The organism is Mycobacterium sp. DL440, assembly GCF_011745145.1.
Lineage (GTDB): Bacteria > Actinomycetota > Actinomycetes > Mycobacteriales > Mycobacteriaceae > Mycobacterium.
In genome coordinates this window covers 924,923-945,969 of the sequence record NZ_CP050191.1, presented here as the reverse complement: position 1 = coordinate 945,969, position 21,047 = coordinate 924,923, and the positions used below count along the sequence as shown (strand labels likewise).

19 protein-coding genes are annotated in these 21,047 nt (G+C 64.1%); 4 read left to right on the top strand and 15 right to left on the bottom strand.

What is annotated here, in order from left to right; all coding sequences use genetic code 11:
• Positions 1 to 15: 15 nt before the first annotated feature.
• Positions 16 to 1,047, top strand: a complete 1,032-nt coding sequence (locus tag HBE63_RS04695; protein ID WP_166903673.1) for an LLM class F420-dependent oxidoreductase — start codon at positions 16 to 18, stop codon at positions 1,045 to 1,047.
• 4 nt (positions 1,048 to 1,051) lie between these two features.
• On the opposite strand, the gene HBE63_RS04690 is transcribed toward HBE63_RS04695, so the two are convergent.
• From HBE63_RS04690 to HBE63_RS04650, 9 genes are all read right to left on the bottom strand, one after another.
• Positions 1,052 to 1,804, bottom strand: a complete 753-nt coding sequence (locus HBE63_RS04690; RefSeq protein WP_166903671.1) for an enoyl-CoA hydratase/isomerase family protein — start codon at positions 1,802 to 1,804, stop codon at positions 1,052 to 1,054.
• Positions 1,805 to 1,812: 8 nt separating this feature from the next.
• A complete protein-coding gene (locus tag HBE63_RS04685; protein WP_166903669.1) occupies positions 1,813 to 2,841 on the bottom strand; it encodes an LLM class F420-dependent oxidoreductase in 1,029 nt (342 codons plus the stop codon).
• 24 nt (positions 2,842 to 2,865) lie between these two features.
• Positions 2,866 to 4,002 carry an acyl-CoA dehydrogenase family protein gene (locus HBE63_RS04680; protein WP_166903667.1) on the bottom strand — a complete coding sequence of 379 codons (1,137 nt, stop codon included), beginning with the start codon at positions 4,000 to 4,002 and terminating at the stop codon, positions 2,866 to 2,868.
• Positions 4,003 to 4,016: 14 nt separating this feature from the next.
• Entirely contained in the window at positions 4,017 to 5,771 is a 1,755-nt protein-coding gene (locus tag HBE63_RS04675; RefSeq protein ID WP_166903665.1) for an acyclic terpene utilization AtuA family protein, read from the bottom strand.
• Positions 5,768 to 6,562 carry a TIGR03084 family metal-binding protein gene (locus tag HBE63_RS04670; protein ID WP_166903663.1) on the bottom strand — a complete coding sequence of 265 codons (795 nt, stop codon included), beginning with the start codon at positions 6,560 to 6,562 and terminating at the stop codon, positions 5,768 to 5,770. The genes HBE63_RS04675 and HBE63_RS04670 overlap by 4 nt, the downstream gene beginning before the upstream one ends.
• The gene (locus tag HBE63_RS04665; RefSeq protein WP_166903661.1) at positions 6,562 to 7,320 is read right to left on the bottom strand and encodes an enoyl-CoA hydratase/isomerase family protein; all 759 of its coding nucleotides are present in this window, start codon (positions 7,318 to 7,320) and stop codon (positions 6,562 to 6,564) included. The genes HBE63_RS04670 and HBE63_RS04665 overlap by 1 nt, the downstream gene beginning before the upstream one ends.
• Positions 7,317 to 9,326, bottom strand: a complete 2,010-nt coding sequence (locus tag HBE63_RS04660; RefSeq protein ID WP_243858509.1) for a biotin carboxylase N-terminal domain-containing protein — start codon at positions 9,324 to 9,326, stop codon at positions 7,317 to 7,319. The genes HBE63_RS04665 and HBE63_RS04660 overlap by 4 nt, the downstream gene beginning before the upstream one ends.
• Positions 9,327 to 9,331: 5 nt before the next feature.
• A complete protein-coding gene (locus HBE63_RS04655; RefSeq protein WP_166903657.1) occupies positions 9,332 to 10,930 on the bottom strand; it encodes an acyl-CoA carboxylase subunit beta in 1,599 nt (532 codons plus the stop codon).
• Positions 10,931 to 11,046: 116 nt separating this feature from the next.
• Positions 11,047 to 11,997 (bottom strand): nitronate monooxygenase family protein, encoded by a 951-nt coding sequence (locus HBE63_RS04650; protein WP_166909385.1) that lies wholly within the window; start codon positions 11,995 to 11,997, stop codon positions 11,047 to 11,049.
• Between the two features lie 192 nt (positions 11,998 to 12,189).
• Between HBE63_RS04650 and HBE63_RS04645 the strand changes: the two genes are divergently transcribed.
• Together HBE63_RS04645 and HBE63_RS04640 are read left to right on the top strand one after the other, a co-directional pair.
• Positions 12,190 to 13,272 (top strand): LuxR C-terminal-related transcriptional regulator, encoded by a 1,083-nt coding sequence (locus tag HBE63_RS04645; RefSeq protein ID WP_243858508.1) that lies wholly within the window; start codon positions 12,190 to 12,192, stop codon positions 13,270 to 13,272.
• Positions 13,269 to 14,459, top strand: coding sequence for a LuxR C-terminal-related transcriptional regulator (locus HBE63_RS04640; protein ID WP_166903654.1), 1,191 nt, complete (start codon positions 13,269 to 13,271; stop codon positions 14,457 to 14,459). Before HBE63_RS04645 ends, HBE63_RS04640 begins: the two co-directional genes overlap by 4 nt.
• Positions 14,460 to 14,477: 18 nt before the next feature.
• Here HBE63_RS04640 and HBE63_RS04635 read toward each other — a convergent pair whose 3' ends face one another.
• The 6 genes from HBE63_RS04635 to HBE63_RS04610 are packed head-to-tail and all read right to left on the bottom strand — an operon-like array spanning position 14,478 to position 19,554.
• Positions 14,478 to 14,972 carry a flavin reductase family protein gene (locus HBE63_RS04635; protein WP_166903652.1) on the bottom strand — a complete coding sequence of 165 codons (495 nt, stop codon included), beginning with the start codon at positions 14,970 to 14,972 and terminating at the stop codon, positions 14,478 to 14,480.
• Positions 14,969 to 15,412, bottom strand: coding sequence for a hypothetical protein (locus tag HBE63_RS04630; protein ID WP_243858507.1), 444 nt, complete (start codon positions 15,410 to 15,412; stop codon positions 14,969 to 14,971). Before HBE63_RS04630 ends, HBE63_RS04635 begins: the two co-directional genes overlap by 4 nt.
• A 32-nt stretch (positions 15,413 to 15,444) precedes the next feature.
• Entirely contained in the window at positions 15,445 to 16,947 is a 1,503-nt protein-coding gene (locus HBE63_RS04625) for an aldehyde dehydrogenase (RefSeq protein ID WP_166903648.1), read from the bottom strand.
• Between the two features lie 16 nt (positions 16,948 to 16,963).
• Positions 16,964 to 18,556 (bottom strand): AMP-binding protein, encoded by a 1,593-nt coding sequence (locus HBE63_RS04620; RefSeq protein ID WP_208301409.1) that lies wholly within the window; start codon positions 18,554 to 18,556, stop codon positions 16,964 to 16,966.
• 21 nt (positions 18,557 to 18,577) lie between these two features.
• On the bottom strand, positions 18,578 to 19,090 hold the full coding sequence (locus HBE63_RS04615) for a ketosteroid isomerase-related protein (RefSeq protein WP_166903644.1): 513 nt from the start codon (positions 19,088 to 19,090) through the stop codon (positions 18,578 to 18,580).
• An 11-nt stretch (positions 19,091 to 19,101) separates the two neighbouring features.
• Positions 19,102 to 19,554 carry a nuclear transport factor 2 family protein gene (locus HBE63_RS04610; RefSeq protein WP_166903643.1) on the bottom strand — a complete coding sequence of 151 codons (453 nt, stop codon included), beginning with the start codon at positions 19,552 to 19,554 and terminating at the stop codon, positions 19,102 to 19,104.
• Positions 19,555 to 19,809: 255 nt separating this feature from the next.
• Between HBE63_RS04610 and HBE63_RS04605 the strand changes: the two genes are divergently transcribed.
• The gene (locus HBE63_RS04605) at positions 19,810 to 21,045 is read left to right on the top strand and encodes an acyl-CoA dehydrogenase family protein (RefSeq protein WP_166903641.1); all 1,236 of its coding nucleotides are present in this window, start codon (positions 19,810 to 19,812) and stop codon (positions 21,043 to 21,045) included.
• The last annotated feature ends 2 nt before the right edge of the window (positions 21,046 to 21,047 follow it).

The window sequence follows — 21,047 nt, the reverse complement described above, 5'->3', positions numbered from 1 at the left end:
TAGGTAGAGCTATTCATGTACATCGACTGCAACATCGGGGGCACAGTCTCGGGCAGCGACGAGGCCGGCATCGCCGGTCTCGTCGCCCAGGCAGCTCGTGCCGAACGCATCGGGTTCGACGGCATCTGGTCGACCGATGTTGACCGAGATCCGTTTCTTCCCTTGGCAATCGCAGCCATGACCACCACCGGTGTGCAGTTGGGCACCGGTGTCGCGGTGGCGTTCGCGCGCAATCCCATGACCACTGCCATAGCCGCAAACGATCTCCAGGAAATGAGCGGCGGGCGCTTCGTGCTCGGACTGGGCACCCAGATCCAGGCGCACATCGAACGACGATTCTCGATGCCATGGTCGGCTCCCGCCGACCGGATGTGCGAATACGTGCACGCGCTGCGTGCGATCTGGCATGCCTGGCGCACCGGGGAACGCCTGGACTTCCGGGGAGTGCACTACCAGCACACGCTGATGACCCCGATGTTCACCCCAACCCCTCATCCTTACGGAGATCCCAAGATCGTGGTCTCAGCCGTGGGGCCCAGGATGACCCAGGCTGCCGCGCAAGTCGCAGACGGCCTGCTCGTGCACGGTTTCACCACGCGCCGCTACCTCAGCGAGGTAACCCTGCCGGCCGTCACCACGGTGTTGCACGAAACCGGCCGCGCCCGCACTGATCTCGCCGTGTCCTATCCCGGACTGATCGCCTCGGGCCGAACCGAGTGCGAGATCGCCCACGCCATCGAAGCGGTCCGACGCCAGATCGCCTTCTACGGGTCCACACCGGCCTACCGCCACGTACTGGAACTGCACGGATGGCACGACTTGCACACCGAGCTGCATCGGCTTTCCAAGACTGGCGACTGGACGACGATGAGCGCCCTGATCGACGACGAGGTGTTAAATACCTTTGCCGTGGTGGGTGAACCGGCCAAGATCGGGCCACAGGTGCTCAGTCGGTTCAGCGGATTGGTCGACCGATTCACACTGCTGACGCCGTATCCGTTGGCCGAGGAGGCAGCGGCGGCGATCGTCGTCGGCATGAGGTCGTGAGTCGCTACTTACGGCCCTCGACGAATCTGGCCAGCGCCTGCGCATTGTCTGGAGCCCCGAGAAGATCCTCGAGATAGGCATCCTCCCTGGCCAGCGCCGCGCGAACCGCCCCGATATGGGGTGCGGTGATGGTCCGTTTGACCGCGATCAAGCTAGAAAGAGGATGACTGGCAAGGATTTCGGCGTGCCGACGGACCTGGGTGTCGAGATCGTCCGGTTCGCACAGCCGCCACACCAAACCCATCGCGTGGGCCTGCTCGGCATCAATCCATTCCGAGGACATCAGTACCCAGGCCGCGTTCTGCCTGCCCAGCAGCGCCGGCAGCAGGTACGACGACGCTGCTTCGGGAGCGAGTCCCAGACTGGTGAACGGGCACTTGAGGCGGGCGGTGGTGGACATGAACGCCAAATCCGCGAACCCCAGGATGGTGGTGCCGATCCCCAACCCCACTCCGTTGACCGCGCAGATCAACGGCTTGGGGAATTCGGCGAGAACATCCATCAGTCCTGTGAATCCGTATTCCCCTGGAATGAACCCGTTTTGAGATGCTCGGGCCTGAAGCTCCTTCAGGTCGGTCCCGGCACTGAACGCCCGGCCGGACCCGGTGAGAATCACCACCGCGACGTCGTCGTCTTCGGTGGCCTCCTGCAGTGCGATCGCGGTGGCGTCGTAGAGCGCCTCATCGAAGGCGTTGAGTGCATCACGGCGCGCCAAGGCGATGGTGCGGACCCGATTGCGATCGGTGATTTCCAGCATGTCCGTCCTCACAAGTTACTTAATTGGTTGATGAATTCGGGGCTGCGGGCGTTGATCACCATGGTGGTGACTCCGGCGGCCTGCCAGATTTTGATCTGCTCGCGGACGTACTCGTGATCTCCCACGATCGCCGAATCCTCGACCAGTACGTCCGGAATTGCCTGTGCTGCTGCGTCCGCGCCCTTGCTGCGCAACAGCACAGTGACTTCCTCGACCACGTCGCCATAGCCCATCCGCCGGTAGACATCGGCGTGAAAGTTGGTGTCCTGGGAGCCCATACCGCCCAGATACATTGCCAACCGAGGTTTCATGGCCGCACATGCGGCGGCGCGATCGTCGGTGATCACGACATTCGCGGTCGCGCAGATCTCGAAATCCTCACGACGGCGCCGTGCTCCGGGACGGGAGAAACCCTCGTCGAGCCAGCCGTTATATGTCTCGGCCATTCGTGGCGTATAGAAGATCGGAAGCCATCCGTCGCAGATCTCGGCGGCCAGCGCGACATTTTTTGGTCCCTCAGCGCCGAGCATGATCGGGATATCGGTCCGCAACGGATGGGTGATCGACTTCAGCGGCGTTCCCGCACCGGTGCTGCCCTGCCCCGTCAGGGGCAGTGGATAGTGCGGCCCGCGGTGGGTTACCGGCTCTCGACGGGCCCATACCTGCCGGACGATGTCGATGTATTCCCGGGTCCGTGCCAACGGTTTCGGGAACCGCTGTCCGTACCAGCCCTCTACCACTTGCGGTCCGGACACTCCAAGCCCGAGGATGTGCCGTCCACCGCTGAGGTGGTCCAACGTCAGCGATGCCATCGCGCAGGCTGTCGGTGTGCGGGCCGACAGTTGCGCCACCGACACTCCCAGTCGCATCCGACGGGTCTGCCGGCCCCACCAGGCCAGCGGGGTGAAGGCATCCGAGCCCCACGCCTCGGCGGTGAACACGGTGCGGAACCCGGCGTCTTCGGCTGCGGCGACCAGCTGTGCGTGGTTGGTGGGCGGTTGGGCGTCCCAATAGCCAAGCTGCAGACCGAACTTCACGATTGTTCTGCTTGCTGTCCGGGGTTAGTACGATCGGGGCAGGTTGAGACTGTGCTGCGCGACATAGTTCAAGATCATCTCTCTGCTGACCGGGGCGATCTGCAACAATCTGGCCAGACCCCATTGCGGGAGCAAGCCGTACTCGGCTGATATTCCATTTCCACCGTGCAGTTGGATCGCGTGATCGACGGCGCTGACCGCTGCCTCGGCGGCCACGTATTTGGCGATGTTGGATGCCTCCCCGGCGGGCAACCGGCGATCGAAGAGCCAGGCGGCGCGGCCGGTGGCTACGGCGGCCAGGTCGACGTCGATCTTGGCTTTGGCCAACGGATGTGAGATCGCCTGATAGGTGCCGATGGGTGGGCCCCACACCGACCGTTGGCGGGCGTAGTCGGCTCCTTTTTCGACCGCATGTCTGCCGATGCCCACGCACACCGCGGCTCCGGTGATGCGCTCTGGATTGAGCCCGTCGAAAACGTGGTTGAACCCTTCGTGTTCGACACCCAGAAGCTGCGATGCGGGCACCCGGACGTCGTCGAAGTGCAGCGTGTACTGCTTCTCTGGGAGGTTGATCCCCACCGGAAGTCGGTGTTTGACCAGACCCGCTGTATCGGTGGGCACCACAAACAACGACAGCCGCTGTGGCGCACTGCGCGCCACGACGACGATCGCGCCGGCTTCGTCGACTCCGGAGATGTAGTACTTGGTGCCGTTGAGCACATAGTCGCCGCCATCGCGTACCGCTGTGGTGGCGATCTGGCGGGTGTTGGATCCGGCGTCGGGCTCGGTGATGGCGAACGCCATCTTGGTTTCGCCGGAGGCCATGCGCGGCAACCATTCCCGTTGCTGACTGCTGGTGCCATACCGGGTGAGAAGCTCACCCGATATGGCGCTGGACACCAGCATGAGCAACAAGGGGCATCCGCGAGCGGCGGTTTCCTCGCAGACGATGGCCAGTTCGGTCAGGCCCGCGCCGCCACCGCCGAATTCCTCGGGGAAGTTGATGCCGATGAATCCGTGCTGGGCCAGCTCCAGCCAGAGTTCGTCGGTGGGTTCGTGAGCGGTAGCTCGTTCGGCGAAGTAGGTGGGGCCGTATTTGTCGGTGATCGCGGCAACGGCGGTGCGCAGGTCGCGATGTTCGCTGGATTCGGTGAAGTCCATTCGCCTGCGCTCTCCTAGACCAGCTTGTCCGGAACGTCGGTGTTGAGCGCCCGCAGGTACTCCCCCAGGCTTTTGGCCTGGGCATCGGGGCGGGTACACGATGCGACACCGTCGCCGAGGAATCCGACGACCACGAAGTTCAGCGCCTTGAGGTTGGGGAACGCGTAGCGCCGGATGGTCAGCCCGTGGACCTCGGGCACGAGTTCGGCGAACTTCTGGGCGCTCAGGTATTCATCCAGCCATTTCCAACGCTCGTCGGTGTCGGTCCAGACGCCGACGTTGGCGTTTCCGCCCTTGTCACCTGAGCGGGCCGCCACGATGCTGCCCAGCGGCCGGCGGGTGGTCGGCCCGAAATCTGAGCGGACCGGCGAGGGTGCGGGATCAGGCACATCGATCTCGGACACCTCGGTCGGCGGATCTATCGGCTCTCGTGTCCCGTCGGCGTGAACCACTGTGTGCTGCACTGCCGTTGCCGGGACCAGTGTCGGCCAGTAGACACCGAATTCGCTAGCCGTGGTGGGTGGGGTGGTGGTGTAGAAGCCGGCGTATCCGGCCACGTACAGCTCGATGACCGCATTGGAGAACGCTCGGTCGACCTTGGTGCGGTCGCGGTCTTTGACGGTGACCCGCAGATGGGCGGTTGCCTGGGCCATGTTGGCCGGATCGGCAGTGTCATAGCGCAGCAATTGGATATCGACACCGTCGAATCGGTCTCGCCCGCCAAGGATCGTCATGAGTTCCTCGACGGCCCATTGGGCCTTCTCGTCGATGTCCAGGCCGGTCAGCGCCATGGTCATGGTGTTGCGGAAGCCACCGATGTAGTTCACTGCGACTTTGAGCGTCGGCGGTGGCGGCGTGCCGGTCGTACCGCTGACCCGCACTCGGTTATCACCGACCTGGGTCATCGAGCAGGTGTCGAAGTGGGCCACCACATCGGGGTTGGCGTAGGCAGGCGCGCCGACCTCGTAGAGCAGCTGGGCGGTGACGGTGCCCGGTGTCACCACGCCCCCGCTGCCGGACGCCTTGGTGATGACGAAGCTGCCATCGTGGCCGAGTTCGGCAATCGGTGAACCGGGGTAGCGCCGGTCGGTGACCTCCCGAATCTGGGAGTAGTTTCCGCCCGTGGCCTGTGGGCCGCACTCGATGATGTGACCGGCTGCGACGGCACCGGCCAGCGCGTTGTAGTCGTTGGTTGCCCAACCGTGCCACCAAGCGCCCACCCCGACCACCAGCGCCGCGTCGGTCACTCTGCCCGTGATCACGATGTCGGCGCCACGGGTCAGGGCCGAGGCAATTCCCCAGCCGCCCAGGTAGGCGTTGGCCGAGACCGGTTCGACGTTCTTGTCGCGCAGCCGGATCCCGGTGTCGAGGTTGGCGAAGTCGATGCCTTGCTCCATCAGCTGCGGTAGCCGCGACACCAGGTCGTCGCCCTCGACGTGGGCGACCGTGAGATCGACGTCGAGGTCAGTGAGCAGGTCGCGAACTCGTCGGGCCATTCCGGCGGGATTGAGCCCGCCCGCATTCACCACAACTTTGATCCCGCGGCGCGCGCATTCGGCGGCCACGTCCCGGAATTGGGTGAGAAAGGTATGCGCATAACCGGTGTCGGGATTCTTCTTGCGCGCCTTCCACAGGATCAGCATGGTGAGCTCGGCCAGGTAGTCGCCGGTGACCACGTCGACGTCGGCGGTGGCGACCAACTCCTGCATCGCCGAGTGCCGGTCCCCGTAGAACCCCGAGGCGTTGCCGATCCGAACCGCACGTTTCATCGCTGCTGCACCTTCGGTCTGCGCTTGCTGGCTGCTCCGGCGAACGCTTGAGCGATCTCCATCCAGCCGGTGGCCACCGCACCGTTGACTGTCAGCCCGGTCTCGGTCCAGTGTTTGCGTTGGGTGACGGTGAGGACGAAATCTTGCGCGGCGCCCACGACCGTGTTGGCGGTGTCCTGCGGTCCCCACGTCCACGTCTGGCCCTCGGGCGAATGCAGCTGCACGCCGACCGGCTCGCTGGGCACGTCAAGACCGTTGAGGCGGTGTGAGAACGCGAAGGTGGACACGCCGAGGTGCGCGATGCTGCGCAGCCCGGGGGTGGCCGGGTGTTCGACACCGAGTGCTTCGTAGATGTCGTGTCCGTGCGCCCATGTCTCCATCAGCCGGGCGGTCGCCGAGGACGCCCCGCTCATGTCGGGACCGAACCACGGCACACGGCGTTTGGGGTCACTGTTGGCGAACAGGGTCAGCAGCTCCTGACGTGCCACCGAAAACCAGCTCATCAGTGCCTCGGGGGCCAGGATGCGGTGTTGTTCGGCGATCCGGTCGGGAAAGTCCATACCGCCGTCGATCAATTTGGCGGCCATCTGCGCGAAGTGATCCGGCGCGGTAAAGGCCAGTTTGGTGGCATCGTCGAAGAAGGCCAGGTGAGATACCTGATCTTGGATGCTCCAGCCCTGCGCTGGTGTCGCGCGACCCCAATACTCGAACGACAAGTCCTGCAAACGATGTGTGAGCAGCTCAGATTCCACGTGCAGCGCCGCTAGCAGTCCGGGGTAGTCCAGGCTCATCAGCGTCCTTTCCACTGGGGGGAGCGCTTCTCCTTGAAGGCGGCCATTCCCTCTTGCGCGTCCTGGCTTAAATAGACGGGCTCCCAGATTGATTCGGCTAGTTCGAACGCCTCGCGCAGTGGATGCTGCGCAGTCAGTATCGCGGTCTGCTTGCCCGCAGCCACCGACAGCGGCGCGTTCGCCGCGATCTGCTCTGCGAGCTCTTGTGCCGCCGCATGCAGGTCGGTGGGCTCTGCCAGCCGGTTGACCAGACCGATCTCGTGGGCGCGCGCGGCCGATATCGGCGCGCCGGTGAGCACCAGTTCCACGGCGATGCGGCGCGGAATCATCAGTGGCAGCGGCGCTGCCCATGGCGAACCGCGGCCTACCTTGACCTCGGTGATGGCGAACTTCGCCGTCGTCGAGGCCACACACAGGTCACACGTCTGTGCCAGCAGGAAACCGCCGGCGAAGGCGACGCCGTTGACCGCGGCGATGGTCGGCTTGTCCACGGTGATGTTGCGCCCGAACTGTGGCACGAAATCCACCGGCGGAACGGTGAGATGTTCCTCCGACATCTCTTTGAGGTCGCCGCCGGCGCAGAATGCTTTGTCCCCGGCGCCGGTCAGGACCAGCACCTTGGCTTGCCGGTCGTCGTTGAATCTGCGTACCCCGTCGAATAACCCGTCGCGGACTGCCTTGTTGAGGCTGTTGCGGGCCTCTGGACGGTTGATGGTCAGCCAAGCGATCCCGTTGCGGACCTCGTACTCAACGCTCACGACGCGGCACCGTCATCGGGCCCGGAAACCACGGCGAGGACCTGCCCCGATTCCACCTGGTCCCCGGACTTTACGGCGATCGTTGCCACGAGGCCATCCGATGGGGCGCGCACGGTGTGTTCCATCTTCATTGCCTCCAGCACCACGATGGCGGTGCCTAGGCGTACTTCGTCGCCTTCGCTGACCTCGACGCGCACCACCGCCCCGGGCATCGGGGCCAGCAGTGACCCGGTCTCCTGCATCGAGCTGGGGTCTGGGAATCGTGGAATCTCGTGCAGTGCGGTCGATCCCAGTGCACTGTCGACGTAGTGAACGTCCCCGGACCGAGCTACCTGGTAGCGCCGTCGCACTCCGTCGATTTCGGCGTCAATCAAGTCTGGGGCCGCACTGACCATCCGCACCTGGGGCTGCCAGTCGCCGACGGTGACTTTGACGCCGTCACGCTCTACGCGGTAGTGCACCTCGACAATGTCTTCGCCGACGCGGTACTGCACGATCTGATCCTGGCTGGGCAGATTGCGCCACCCGGCGGGAAGACCGGGCACGACAGTTGTCTGCTGACGTCGCTGCGCCAGCGAGGCCAGCGCCGCGGCTACCGCGTGGGTGCCGGTTGCGGCCCGCTCCGCCACGATCAGGACGGCGGGATCGTGGCGCTGCAGGTAGCCGGTGTCGATCGCGCCGGCGCGGAATTCGGCCTCACGCAGGATTCCCACCAGCAGATCACGGTTGGTGGTGACGCCGTGGATGCGGGTCTCGCGCAGCGCCCGGGCCACCCGCCGGCAGGCTTCGTCTCGCGTCTGGCCGTAGCCGATGACTTTGGCCAGCATCGGGTCGTAGAACGTGCTGACTGTCGACCCGGAGGTGAATCCGGCATCGACACGCACGCCGGGCAGATCGGGGAACTCCAGGGTGTGCAGCGTTCCCGACGCCGGAATGAACCCGGCGGCAACGTCTTCGGCGTAGAGCCGGACCTCGACCGCGTGGCCGTCGGGGCGGGTGTTCAGCATCTGAGGCGGCAACGGTTGCCCCGCGGCGACCAGCAACTGCGCGCGTACCAGGTCGATTCCGGTGACCAGCTCGGTCACCGGGTGTTCGACCTGCAGCCGGGTGTTGACTTCGAGAAAGTAGAAGGCGCCGTCGGGTGCCATCACGAACTCGACGGTGCCGGCCCCCTCGTAGGCCAATGCTTTACCCGCGGCCACCGCGGCGCGCCCCAGTTCTTCGCGCAGCGACGGGTCGACCGCCGTCGAAGGTGCCTCTTCGATGATCTTCTGATAGCGACGCTGAATGGAACATTCGCGTTCACCCAGGTGCACGACCGTGCCGTGACTGTCGCCGAAGATCTGGACCTCGATGTGTCGAGGCGATTCGACGAACTTCTCCAGGAACACAGTTCCATTGCCGAATGCCGACGCCGCTTCTCGCCGTGCACCGGCGACCGCCTCCAGTAGTTCGTTCTCGTCGGCGACGATCCGCATTCCGCGGCCACCGCCGCCAAAGGCGGCTTTGACCAGTATCGGGAAGCCGATTTGATTTGCGGCGTTGCGCAGGTTGTCGGGGTCGGCGTCCTGTTCGGCATCCACGGTGACCCCGGGCAGCACCGGTACGCCGGCTGCGGCCATCATGTCTTTGGCGGCGATCTTGGATCCCATCGCGGCGATGGCTTCGGGGCTGGGACCGACGAAGATCACGTTCACATCGGCGCAGGCTTTGGGGAATTCGGCGTTCTCAGAAAGAAATCCGTAGCCCGGGTGGATCGCGTCGGCGTCAGTGGCGGCGGCAGCAGCCAGAACCAGGTCGCTCCGCAGGTAGGTATCGGCCGGAGCGGTGCCGGGTAGGTGCACCGACTCGTCGGCCTCGGCGACGTAGGGGGCGAACCGGTCGGCATCGGAGTAGATCGCGACGGTGGCGATGTCCATTTCGCGGGCGGTTCGAATGATCCTTGAGGCGATCTCGCCGCGGTTGGCGATGAGCAGCTTGCCGATGGGCTGATGAGTGGTGGTCACGTTCCTCACATCCTGAATACGCCGAAGCCGCGGCGTCCGGAAATCACGTTGGAATGTGCTGCGGACAAGGCCATTCCGAGCACAGATCGGGTGTCGCGTGGGTCGATCACCCCGTCGTCATAGATGCGGGCGGAGATGAAGAAGGCGTGCGATTCGCGCTCGATCTGCTCTTCGATCTCTGCTGTGCGCTTCGCGTCGGCTTCCAGGTCGAATTCCCGGCCGGCGGCCTGAGCGGCGGCCTTGCCCACGATCGAGAGCACACCTGCGAGTTGCTGGGCGCCCATGACGGCGAGTTTGGCGTTGACCCAGCTGAACATGAACCTCGGGTCGTAGGCCCGGCCCGACATCCCGTAGTTGCCGGCGCCGAACGATCCACCCATGTTGATGGTGATGTGCGGGACGGTGCTGTTGGTGACGGCGTTGATCATCTTCGCGCCGTCCTTGATGATGCCGCCCTGCTCGTACTCGGTGCCCACCATGAAGCCGGTCACGTTCTGCAGGAAGATCAAAGGTGTGTCGGTCTGGTTGGCCAGCAGAATGAATTCTGTTGCCTTCTTTGACTCTTCGCTGAACAGGACGCCTCGGGTGTTGGCCAGGATACCGACAGGGAAACCGTGGATCGATGCCCATCCGGTGGCCAGGCTGGTCCCCCACCGGGGCTTGTACTCAGAGAAGCGGCTGCCGTCGACGATGCGGGCGATCACCTCTCGGGGGTCGAACGGGACTCGGGAGTCACCCGAGGCGATCCCGAGTAGCTCATCGCTGTCGTAGAGCGGCTCGTCAGCCGGAGTGCTCGGTCCCGGTCCCAGCTTGCGCCAATTCAGGTGCGCGACGATATCGCGGCCGATGCGAATGGCGTCGACCTCGTCGACGGCGAAATGGTCACCGAGTCCCGAGACCCGAGTGTGCATGTCTGCCCCGCCCAGGGATTCGTCGTCGGCGTCCTCACCGGTCGCCATCTTGACCAGCGGCGGGCCGCCGAGGAATACCTTGGCCTGCTTGTCCACCAGCACGGCGTAGTCGCACATGCCGGGCACGTAGGCGCCACCGGCGGTGGAGTTTCCGAACACCATGGCGACGCTGGGAATACCCATCGACGACAGCTCGGTCAGGTCCCGGAAAATCCGGCCGGCATGCACGAACAACTCCGACTGCGTGGGCAGATCGGCACCGCCGGACTCCACCAGGTAGAGCACCGGAAGTCGGTTGATTTTCGCGATCTCCAACGCGCGCAGGTTTTTACGCAGTGTGTACGGGTTCATGGTGCCGCCGCGCACAGTCGGGTCGTGGGCGATGATCATGCACTCGATACCACTGACCACCCCGACGCCGGTGACGATCGCAGCACCCACGTTGAACTGAGTGCCCCACGCCGCCAGCGACGACAGTTCCAGGAACGGCGCGTCACGGTCGAGAAGCAACTCGATGCGCTCACGGGCCAACAGTCGGCCTCGGCCATGATGGCGTTTGACGTAGCGCTCACCGCCGCCGGCGGCCACGGCTCGGAGTTGCTCGTTGAGCGCCGCGACCGCTGCCGACTGCACTTCGTAGTTGCTGACAAAGGTGTCGGAGTCGGTGTCAATCTCCGATGACAGGGCTGGCATCGATGTCCTTAACGTTGTTAGTGAATGCCAATACACTAAGTGCGTTGGCGCTGATCACAATGGGGATGCCGGCGAAACACCCCCAATAGGTGACAAAGGCCGTTCGAACGAGGCATTCACCCCACCGGCCGCCCCTCCGCGCACAGGGCCGCCAGTTCCCGCCTGGCTTGGCGGTACTGGCCGGCCAACTCCGCGACCAGTTCGTCGACCGTGGTCAGGCCGTGAACGCCGAAGACGCTGTGGCCCGCGCTCCACGCGTCGGCATTGGACAGCAACTGATCTTGAGCAAACCCGTCACCGCGGCCGCCGCACTCGCCGTCTTGGCGATCCAGCCATGCAGCCAGCAGGCTGGCCGGTATCCCGCCCACCCGGTCGGACAGCCGGACATCGTCGAGTGTCGAGGCGACCAGCGCTCGGCGGTATTCGTCGCTGGCCCGGCTTTCTGCGGTGGCGATGAACCGCGTCCCGATGTAGGCCAGGTCGGCACCAGCGGTTTGGGCGGCGAGGATCGAGCGGCCGTCTGCGATGCCGCCGGCAAGGACCAGTGGCCCGTCGAACCGTTCGCGAACAGCGCGCACAAAAGCGAAGGGGTTCGCCCAGCCGGTCTGTCCGCCCGCGCCCGCGGTCAACAGCACCAGTCCGTCCGCGCCTGCCTCCAGCGCGGCCCAGGCATGCTGCACGCTGGCCACATCCGCGTAGACCTCGGCACCGGCCGCGTGCAGTCGCTCCACGACCGGCGCCGGGGAGCCCACGCTGGTGATGACCAGTTTCACCTGGTGACCGATAAGACAGTCCAGGTCGGCCTGCAGACGGGCATTGCTGCGGTGCACCACCAGGTTCGGCGCCACCGGTGCGCACCCATCCCCGGAGATCTCCGACGCGATCTGGCCCATCCAGGAGTCGAGGTCAGCCGGTGAAGGCGCGTTGTGCGTGGGGAACGACCCGATCACCCCCGCGCGGCAGGCTGCGATCACCAATTCCGGTCCCGACACGTTGGTCATCGGCGCGGCGATCACCGGTAGCGCTAGAGCCCCAGGCCAGGCAGCAGGTCGCATCAACGGGTCCATCTCATCCCTCACCTCCGAATTAGTGAATTGAGATTTACTAGCACCGGATCGTCATTGTCAACCGCGGCACCGCCAAATCGCCGACCAACTGCGGTTCAGCGGCAATAACGCAGGCCAGGAATGGTTTGACAAAGTGATTCAGATCACCAATGATGAGGGCACGTTAGTGAATTCTGAACCGCATTCGTGGTGATGACGACCAAGGAGCACCCCATCGGCACCGAGCTTCTGTCGCGGTCATCGTCGACCGACGACCCAAAGTTGCTGAGCGAGCAGGCCATTGCGCCCGATTACACGCCACACCGCGACCTCGCCTCACCGGGCGAGCAGATATCGGCCGCCCTCACCGCACTACTTGCATCCCTGGCAACGGTGAGAGACGCGCCCTCCCCGGCCGCGACTTTGGAGTGCGCCCCCCGCGCACTGGCCGAATCGGCGGTATTCCAGCGGGTGATGTATTCCCAGGTACGCGGGTCCACATGGTCGCCCGACGCCATATACGGGGTGGACGGGCAGCGGCATGTGAGCATGCAGATCGAGTGCTACCCCACCGATCGGGTCGAAGACCTGCAGATTCCGCTGGCATCACCGCTGGTGGAGGCCGAAGTGGTGCGTCGCCGGTTACCCGCCCTGATCCTGGACGTCGACCATGAGGCTCGGGTGTACCGTCCTCTGGTCGAACGCATGCGGACCAGCGAATACGTGGTGGCCCCCGTCGTGGCTGGTTCGGTGGTCATCGGATTGCTGCACGCAGACCGTCCCACCGACGGCCGGCCGTTGACCGCAGCACATCGCGACCTGCTGCGGATGTTCGCCGACGGTGTGGGGTTGTCCTACGAACGCGCTCTACTCGTCGAACGCATCGAGCGTCAGCGCCAGTACGTCCTCGGAGTTTGCGATGCGGCGGTGGGATCGGTGACCACCACCGACATGACCAGCCCGATCCCCTTGCGCGCCAATGCCGCGGCCACCACATCGATCAAAGCACCCGAATCCGCACCGCCGCCCAGGGTTCGCCACACCAAGCCCGCCCATACCACCGAGGTGCGGGACTCATCTCGGTTGACCACATTGACCAGCCGGGAGCGCGAGGTCTTGGGATTGTTGGCCAGCGGCGCGACCAACGCCCAGTTGGCCGACCAACTGACCGTCGCGGAGAGCACCGTGAAATCGCACGTCAAGCACATCCTGCACAAACTCGGTGCCACCAACCGGGCCGCGGCCATCTCGTACTATCTGCGCGAGACCCGCGGCGTGAACAGGTCACGCCGATGAGCGTCCTCATCGGCGGCGAGTCTTCACGCGCAGCCGGCACCGGTCGAGGGCGCGCCGACTGGTCGTCGAAACAAGCCGAGTTCAGCGAGCGCTTCTCAGCACTGCGCGCACAGGTCGTCGGTGTCTTGGGCATCGAGGGGCCGCCAGGACTGGAAGCCGATTCTCCGGCACAGGCTGGCGAGGTGATCTCGGATTTCTCGAGGCTGTGTGCGCTGCGTATGCGCGCGGTGCCTAGTTCGGACACCGAGACCGAACGACAGTTGTACACCTTGCTATTGAGGCTGCAGCAGTTGGCCATGGACTGGTATCTGTTCGAGACCGGCGTGCGCAGCCAGCGCCTGGCCGACTGCGCAGTGAGCCTCAACAGGCTGCGCGCCATGCCGACCACGGCAGCTCTGGTCGATAACGCGTGCCACGAATTGGTTTTCCGCCTAGGGTTTCGACGCGCAGTTCTTTCCACCGTGGACGCCGCAGGGTGGAAGCCGCTGATCCTGCTGGATCGAACCGAGGTCGCTGAACGAGCTTGGTTCAACGCGTGGCAAAACCAGTCGGTGCCCTTTATGCCGGCCACCCCGGAGGCGGTGTCGCTGTCGCGGCGGCAGCCCACCCTGATCCAGGACACCGCCGATGCGCCGGTTTATCGACCGCTGATCGTCCAAGCCGGCCAGTCGCGTTCCTATGTTGTCGCACCACTGGTGCAGGGCAGCGATGTGATGGGATTCCTGCACATCGACCATTACCCCGAGACCACTCGCGTCGACGAGGCCGATCGGGATGTGTTGTGGGCCTTCGCCGACGGCTTCAGCCATATCTACCAACGTGCCGCACTCATGGAGAACCTGCGCCAACAGCGCGACAACATCAGGGATTTGCTGATCAACACCGTCGACCAGATCGACGATTTGTGCGACCTGGGTATCGACGCCGCCGCTTGGTCCAATGACGACTGGGCAAGCGGCGATGACCTCGACGCAGCCCCCGGGGGCCACGCGCCGCACCGGGTGGAACTGACCGAACGCGAATCCGAAGTGCTGCGGCTCATGATGACCGGTGCCAGCAACCACGAGATCGCCGACCAGTTGGTGATCACCGAAGGGACCGTGAAGTCCCACGTCAAGCACATTCTGCGCAAGTACGGGGCAGTCAACCGCGCCCAAGCCATCGCCTGGGCCCTGCAGAACACCTGAGCCAGCAACACCGGCCCGTCAGATGAGCGGTTGAGTGCATAGGTAGGCGCCGTCGTGATACAGCAACGGCTCCGGGCGCGCTGGGGAATCCTCACAATGAATCTGGGCGACCGCGCCGACGACCAGCGTGGAGTCACCGGCGGCGATGAGTCGGTCCACTCGGACCCGCAGCCAGGTCGGCACCCCATCCAGTACGGGTTCGCCGGTCGGCAGCAGATGCCACAGCGACCTATCGGAGAATCGCTGCTCGGCCGATCGTGAAAACCGTTGCGCCAGTTCGACCTGACCGGCACCGGGCAGATGAATGACCAATGTATCGGCCGCCCGCATGGCCTCGAAACTCGAAGAGGTATGGGTGATGTTGAACGACACCAACGGTGGATTTAACGACAGGGAGGCAAACGACGTCGCGGTGAAACCGACGGGCCCGCCCGCTGACATCATAGTCACGATGGCGACACCAGCGGGATGGCGCCGAAGCGCGGCACGATACTGTTCAGCGCTGACCATCATGCCGCCGACATTGTCTGCAACTCGGGAACAACGACGTCGCGGATCAGCTCCACAACGCCCTCGCTGTCGACTGGCAGCAGAATTGCGCCGTCGGCAATGCCCAGTGCGTAGATATCGGCGATGAGCCCGGACAATCCGGCCGGGGTACCCACATAGGTCATCGTGTCACCGCGCTGACACCCCGAATCGCTGATCGCAGCGCGCGCTGTTCGGGCATCGCCGGCGATCAGCACGTTGATGTCGACGACGACCACAGCACGCGGACAATCCTCGCGGGCCGCAGCCGCCTTGTGCGTCAAATCCCGCAGGTCCACCGCGCGGATGCGGACTAACTCATCAGATCCGTTGGTCCACAACCCTTTCTCAGATACCACACCGAATCGCAAGGGCCGCCTCGATGTGCCCGGGCATCCGGCCATGTCGCGCGTTGCAGTCGCCATCGTCATCAGCTTCTCCTCGTTACCGCGTCAACTCACTTCTCTGCGGGATCGATCACGATGGCGAACGCCTTGTTCTCGATTCCCCCGGAACGATCGAATGCGATGAACTTCTCCTCGACGTATTCGTCGATCGCGTTCGGCCCTCCTTCACGGCCCAGACCGCTCTCCTTGTACCCACCGAACGGATAGGCGGGGTGGATGATGTGCCAGTTGTTCACCCACACCATGCCGGCCTCCAACCGGCGCGCCAGGCCGGCCGCTCGTTCGTCACTGCCCCAAACGCCGGCCGACAGGCCGTAATTGGTGTCGTTGGCAATCGCGAGTGCCTGCTCGTCAGTGTCGTAGGTCATCACGACCAGAACCGGACCGAACACCTCTTCACGGGCGATTCTCATGTCGTTGGTCACGTCGACGAAGATGGTGGGCTCGATCCAGTAGCCCTTGTCGAAGCCCGGTCCCGAAGGAGCCTTGCCGCCGATAGCGGCGGTGGCGCCCTCCTCGGCCGCGATCCGGAAGTAGTCGAGGATTCGGTCGCGTTGGGTCTGCGAGATGATCGGCCCGATGTGGGTCGCAGGGTCCAGTGGATCACCGACGCGCAATGTCGATGCCCGCGCCAGCAGCTTCTCCACTATCTCATCGCGTCGTGACGCCGGGACGAGCAATCGGGTGCCCGCCTCACACGCCTCGCCGTTGTTGGCCATGCACGCGAACAGGGCGCCGTCGACGGCCATGTCGATGTCGGCGTCATCAAGGATGATGTTCGCGCCCTTGCCGCCGAGTTCCAGGGTGACCCGACGCACCGAGTCCGCCGACTGACGCAGAATGCTCTTGCCCACCGCCGTCGAACCGGTGAACGCCACCTTGCGCACATCGGGATGCCCGGACAGGTGCGCACCGGCCGACTCACCGTCCCCGGTAACGACATTGAACACTCCGGGGGGCAATCCCACAGCGTCGAACTCGCGGGCCAGCTCCAGTGCCAGCAACGGCGCGTGCTCATCGGGTTTGAGCACCACCGAATTACCGGCGACCAAGGCCGGCGCGATCTTCCACACCGTGGTCAGCATCGGGATGTTCCATGGCACGATCGCAGCTACCACACCGAGAGGCTCGCGCACCACCACACCGTCGGCGGCAATCGGTGCGATCGCCGGCCCGGCCGTCTCCCACTCATAGTTCTGCGCGACCGCCGCCAGATACTGCATCTGGGCAACCGACAACCCCACGTGCAATGCGCTGGTGATGCGGATCGTGGCCCCGTTCTCGCGGGTCTGCAGGGCTGCGAGTTCCTCAGCGCGAGCGCCCAGTCTTTCGGCGACGGTGTTGATGATCGCCGCCCGCTGCGCGGGCGGGGTTCGGCGCCACGTCCCTTCGACGAAGGCCCCCTTGGCCGCGTTCACCGCGGTGTCGACCAGCTCAGTGCTTCCTTTGGCGACAGTGGCGACCAGTTCTTCTGTTGCCGGGCTGCAGATCTCATACACCTCGTCGGTGTCGACCCACTTGCCCTCGATGTACATTGAGTAGTGCTCTGACATCGCGAGCGTCCTTTCTCTAGCCGACCTGACGGGATTTGCTGCGCCAGTAGGGTTTACGAATAGCCTTCTTGTCGACCTTGCCTGCTGGGTTCAGCGGGAGGCTGTCGGCAAAAAGAATGGTCTTGGGAGCAGGGATGCTGCCCAGCGCAGCCTTGACGTGCCTGATGAGTTCTGATTCCAATGCCGGCCCGGTGATCTCACCCGCGCGGGCGACCACCACGGCCATCACGGCCTCACCCCACTTCTCGTCAGGCACCCCGATCACCGCCGCCTGGGCCACCGCCATGTGGGTGGCCAGAACATCCTCGACCTGACGTGGGAACACATTGAACCCGCCGCTGACCACCATGTCCTTTTTGCGGTCGACGAGGTAGAGGTACCCGTCGGTGTCGAGGTAGCCCACGTCTCCGGTATGCACCCACCCGTCCCGCAGCGTCTCGGCGTTGCGTGCCGGATCGAGGTAGCCCAGCATTTGGCCAAGCTGGCGTGAGCAGATCTCACCGACCTCGCCGACCGGCAGTATCGTGTCGTTGTCGTCCTGAATCGCTACGTTGACCTGAAACATCGGTCGGCCCGCGGCTCCGAGACGAGCGGTCCATTGGCCTGTGGATTCGCCGTCACGCTGGACGTGCTCGTGTTTGCGCAGACACGCGATGTAGCCGGGTTCGGTGCCCGCATAGGTCTGAATGAAGATCGGCCCGAAGACCTCTAGCGCCTGACGCAACCGCTCGGGGGTGATCGGGGATCCCGCATAGACCACGGTCTGCAGCGAACTCACGTCGAACTCGCTTCGGCGGGGGTGATCGAGCAACAGATAGATGATGGTGGGCACCAATGCGGCCGCGGTGACACGGTATCGCTCTATGTAGGCGAGCAGCGATTCCGGTTCCAACCCGGGAAGCATCACGTTGGTGCCACCGCGGATGAAGGTCGGCATCACGAAGATCTGCGTGAAATGCGTCAGCGGTGCGCCGTGGGCGAACACTTCGCCGAACCGGATATCGCCGATCTCCAACCCCGCCGAAATGCTGTAGTGGCTCCACGTGAAGTGAGAATTGACCACGCCTTTCGGCTCACCTGTGCTCCCCGATGTGAACAGCACATAGGCCTCGTCGTGCTCGGCGATATCGACCTGTGGACGCTGTGAGCTCTGGGCGGCCACCAGGGTCGAAAAGTCCAGTGCCTCAACCTTGGGGTCGCCTGACGCGGTGCCCACTCGGATCAGGGTCTGCAGCTTCGGCAACTGCCCCCGGATCGCGGCGACGGCGTCCTCGAACTTGGCGTGATACAGCAACGTCGTCGCGTCGGTCTGTTCCAGATTTGACTTGAATCCTTCGGCCGCGGCCCGGGTCGGCATCTGCACCAGCACCGCCCCAGCCGCCCACACGGCCTGCTGAATTGGGATGAACTCCAGGCAGTTGGGCATCAGCAGCCCGATTCGATCACCCTTCTGTACACCAACGCCGATCAGCGCATTGGCGATCCGATTGCGCCACCGGCCCAGCTCGTTATAGGTAACACTCGCGCCAGACGCCGCGTCCAGGATCGCGGTGCGCTCGCCGTAGTAAGCGCACGCACGATCCAGGACGTCGGGGAGCACACCCCACATACCATCGTTGGACACCCGCGGCTATCCCGTCAGCGAGGCGGGGTCGAAGCCCTCGACCCAGTACTCCGGTGTGACGATCGGCAGGCCGAGCTCCTGCAGCACCGAGGTGTCATTCCAGTAGGTGGTTTCACGGGCGATCTTTCCCTGGGCATCCAGCTGATGCCAGGTGATGCCCCGAGTGCTGAGGTCTTTGCCCTCGGTGGGAACGCCGCGGAACGTGCTCAGACCCTCCCCCGTCCAATCCCACAGGATCACCACTGCGGGTTGCCCGTCCACGCCGGCGAGCTGGAAAGCCTCGGTGGCGGTGAAGGCGTGCACACCGATCCCGTTGTCGAGGTCTTTGTTGGCGAAAGGTGCAAGCCGCGGTTCGAGCTCGGCTTTGGTGATGGCGGTGTCGATCATGTGGTCGGAATCGCCGTGGTCGTCGTAGACCAGGTCGTCGGCGTAGAGCGCGACCACTGCTGCGGTGTCGCTGGTCAGCGCATCGACCCAGCGTTGGGCGTGCTGATGTGCTTGGGAAGTATCAAGGCTCATGGCAGTTCCTTTCAGACCAGAGCCGGGGCTTTGGTCACCGCGGTGGGGTCGACAGGCAGACCGAGATCACGAACGGCAGTCGACACGTCCCAGAAACTTGCTTCCCGCTTGATGCGGCCGTCGGTGTCGTAGATATGGAAGGTGATGCCGCGCGCGCCAGGCACCTTCCCATTGGTGGGGACACCGACGAACGCGGCGGCCGTGGGGGCGTGCCAGGTCCATCGGTAGATCGCGGCGTTCTTGTCTCCCACGACCTCGTCGATGCGGAAGTTGTTGATACCGATGCCGTTTTCGGTGTCTTTGTTGGCGTATGGGGCAAACACGCGCAGCAACTCCTCTTTCGAAGTGATCCGCTGCGCGAGAATCGGGTCTTCGAACAGGAAGTCGTCGGTGTAAAGGGCGACCACGGCCTCCGGGCTGGTTCGGAACGCTTTCAACCATTTGACCGCGAACGTATGACTCATCGGAAAGTTCAACTCCTCGCGTTGAAATGCAAGTTAGACAGCTCCGAGGCTATGGACGACGGACCTGCTGCGGCGACTACCGGGGGGAGGAAACCTCCTGCCCGTAGGGGGGACATGATCCTGCCGCCCCATATCCCTGTCAGCGAGACGGTCTCCTCCGATGCCGGAGCGAGTTCCCCCTTGGGAGAGGTGTGCAGCCGTAGAGGCCGGAGCAGCATGTGGACGACCGGACACCAATAGCTATAGGGAGTGACCATGTTGGAACAAGATCTGACCGACGAAGACTTCGAGCCCTACTTCGCCAAGGCGCAGGAGGTCTCTGAATTCTTCCGCGAGATCGGCCCGAAGTACGACGTGGAGAACACGTTCGCCTACCCGTCGATCGATGTCTTCAAAAAATCCGGGTTGGGCACGCTGCCCGTGCCGAAGGCATTTGGCGGGCCCGGTGCCAACATCCTTCAGGTATCGAAGATCGTCTCGGAGCTGTCACGGGGTGACTCGGCGATCACACTCGCTTACAACATGCACTACATCATGGTCGGCATTGCCGGAAACCTGATGACTGATGAGCAGAACAAGTACTGGTTGGGCCGCGTCGCCGACGGCGAGCTGATGTTCGGGCCGTTCTCCGAGCAGCGCGCCGGCTTCTCCGGTCTGGCCGACATGAAGGCCGTACCGGAGGCCGGTGGCGGCTGGAAGATCTACGGCAAGAAGACCTGGGGCACGTTATGTGAGGCCGCAGACATCATCACCACCAATGCCACCGAAACCGATGCCGACGGCAACCTACCGGAGACTTTCGAAGGCCGGATCGCCGCCGAGAAACTGTTCATCGGCGACTTCAAGGTCGACAAGAACGGTGTCGGCGACGGAATCCGGATTGAGAAGACCTGGAACGCACTCGGTATGCACGCCACCGGAACCCAGACCATCGTGTTCGACGGATACTTCGTGCCCGAGGACGGTTTCGTCTCGCCTTGGCGTGCCGGCGCTTTCGGTGTGCTCGAGTGGGCGTCACTGATGTTCGCCAGCATCTATCTCGGTATGCAGCAGCGGATTCTGGAAGAGTCGGTGGCTGTCCTGTCGAAGAAGCACCTCGGCGCCACTTTCGGGGCCATCGTGGCCGCCGACACTGAGGTCAAGAGCGTCGGACACATCATCGACGGTATCGGCGACATGGCCTCCCGGGTCGAGATGTCGCGTCGCGTTCTCTACCAGACCTGCCAGGAGCAGATCGAAGGCAAGGACAAACTCTGGGCGCCGGAGCTGCGATTCCCCTACCTCGGCCTGGCCAAGACGTTCGTCGCCGACAACGTCATGCATATGTCGCGGCATGCCATGAGCCTGGTCGGCGGCTCGTCCTTCCGAAAAGGCACCATCTTCGAGCGGCTCTACCGCGATTCGGCGGCATCGATGTTCCAGCCGCTCAATGCTGACCAGACTCGCACCTACGTCGGCCAGTTTCTACTCGAGCAGGCTGCGGCCAAGTAAAC

Bases quoted from the DNA above. Each gene is read 5' to 3' on its own strand.
- HBE63_RS04695 (WP_166903673.1), top strand. From the start codon at position 16: ATGTACATCGACTGCAACATCGGGGGCACAGTCTCGGGCAGCGACGAG.
- HBE63_RS04690 (WP_166903671.1), bottom strand. From the start codon at position 1,804: ATGCTGGAAATCACCGATCGCAATCGGGTCCGCACCATCGCCTTGGCG.
- HBE63_RS04680 (WP_166903667.1), bottom strand. From the start codon at position 4,002: ATGGACTTCACCGAATCCAGCGAACATCGCGACCTGCGCACCGCCGTT.
- HBE63_RS04675 (WP_166903665.1), bottom strand. From the start codon at position 5,771: ATGAAACGTGCGGTTCGGATCGGCAACGCCTCGGGGTTCTACGGGGAC.
- HBE63_RS04670 (WP_166903663.1), bottom strand. From the start codon at position 6,562: ATGAGCCTGGACTACCCCGGACTGCTAGCGGCGCTGCACGTGGAATCT.
- HBE63_RS04655 (WP_166903657.1), bottom strand. From the start codon at position 10,930: ATGCCAGCCCTGTCATCGGAGATTGACACCGACTCCGACACCTTTGTC.
- HBE63_RS04650 (WP_166909385.1), bottom strand. From the start codon at position 11,997: ATGGACCCGTTGATGCGACCTGCTGCCTGGCCTGGGGCTCTAGCGCTA.
- HBE63_RS04645 (WP_243858508.1), top strand. From the start codon at position 12,190: ATGACGACCAAGGAGCACCCCATCGGCACCGAGCTTCTGTCGCGGTCA.
- HBE63_RS04640 (WP_166903654.1), top strand. From the start codon at position 13,269: ATGAGCGTCCTCATCGGCGGCGAGTCTTCACGCGCAGCCGGCACCGGT.
- HBE63_RS04635 (WP_166903652.1), bottom strand. From the start codon at position 14,972: ATGATGGTCAGCGCTGAACAGTATCGTGCCGCGCTTCGGCGCCATCCC.
- HBE63_RS04630 (WP_243858507.1), bottom strand. From the start codon at position 15,412: ATGGCGACTGCAACGCGCGACATGGCCGGATGCCCGGGCACATCGAGG.
- HBE63_RS04625 (WP_166903648.1), bottom strand. From the start codon at position 16,947: ATGTCAGAGCACTACTCAATGTACATCGAGGGCAAGTGGGTCGACACC.
- HBE63_RS04620 (WP_208301409.1), bottom strand. From the start codon at position 18,556: ATGTGGGGTGTGCTCCCCGACGTCCTGGATCGTGCGTGCGCTTACTAC.
- HBE63_RS04615 (WP_166903644.1), bottom strand. From the start codon at position 19,090: ATGAGCCTTGATACTTCCCAAGCACATCAGCACGCCCAACGCTGGGTC.
- HBE63_RS04610 (WP_166903643.1), bottom strand. From the start codon at position 19,554: ATGAGTCATACGTTCGCGGTCAAATGGTTGAAAGCGTTCCGAACCAGC.
- HBE63_RS04605 (WP_166903641.1), top strand. From the start codon at position 19,810: ATGTTGGAACAAGATCTGACCGACGAAGACTTCGAGCCCTACTTCGCC.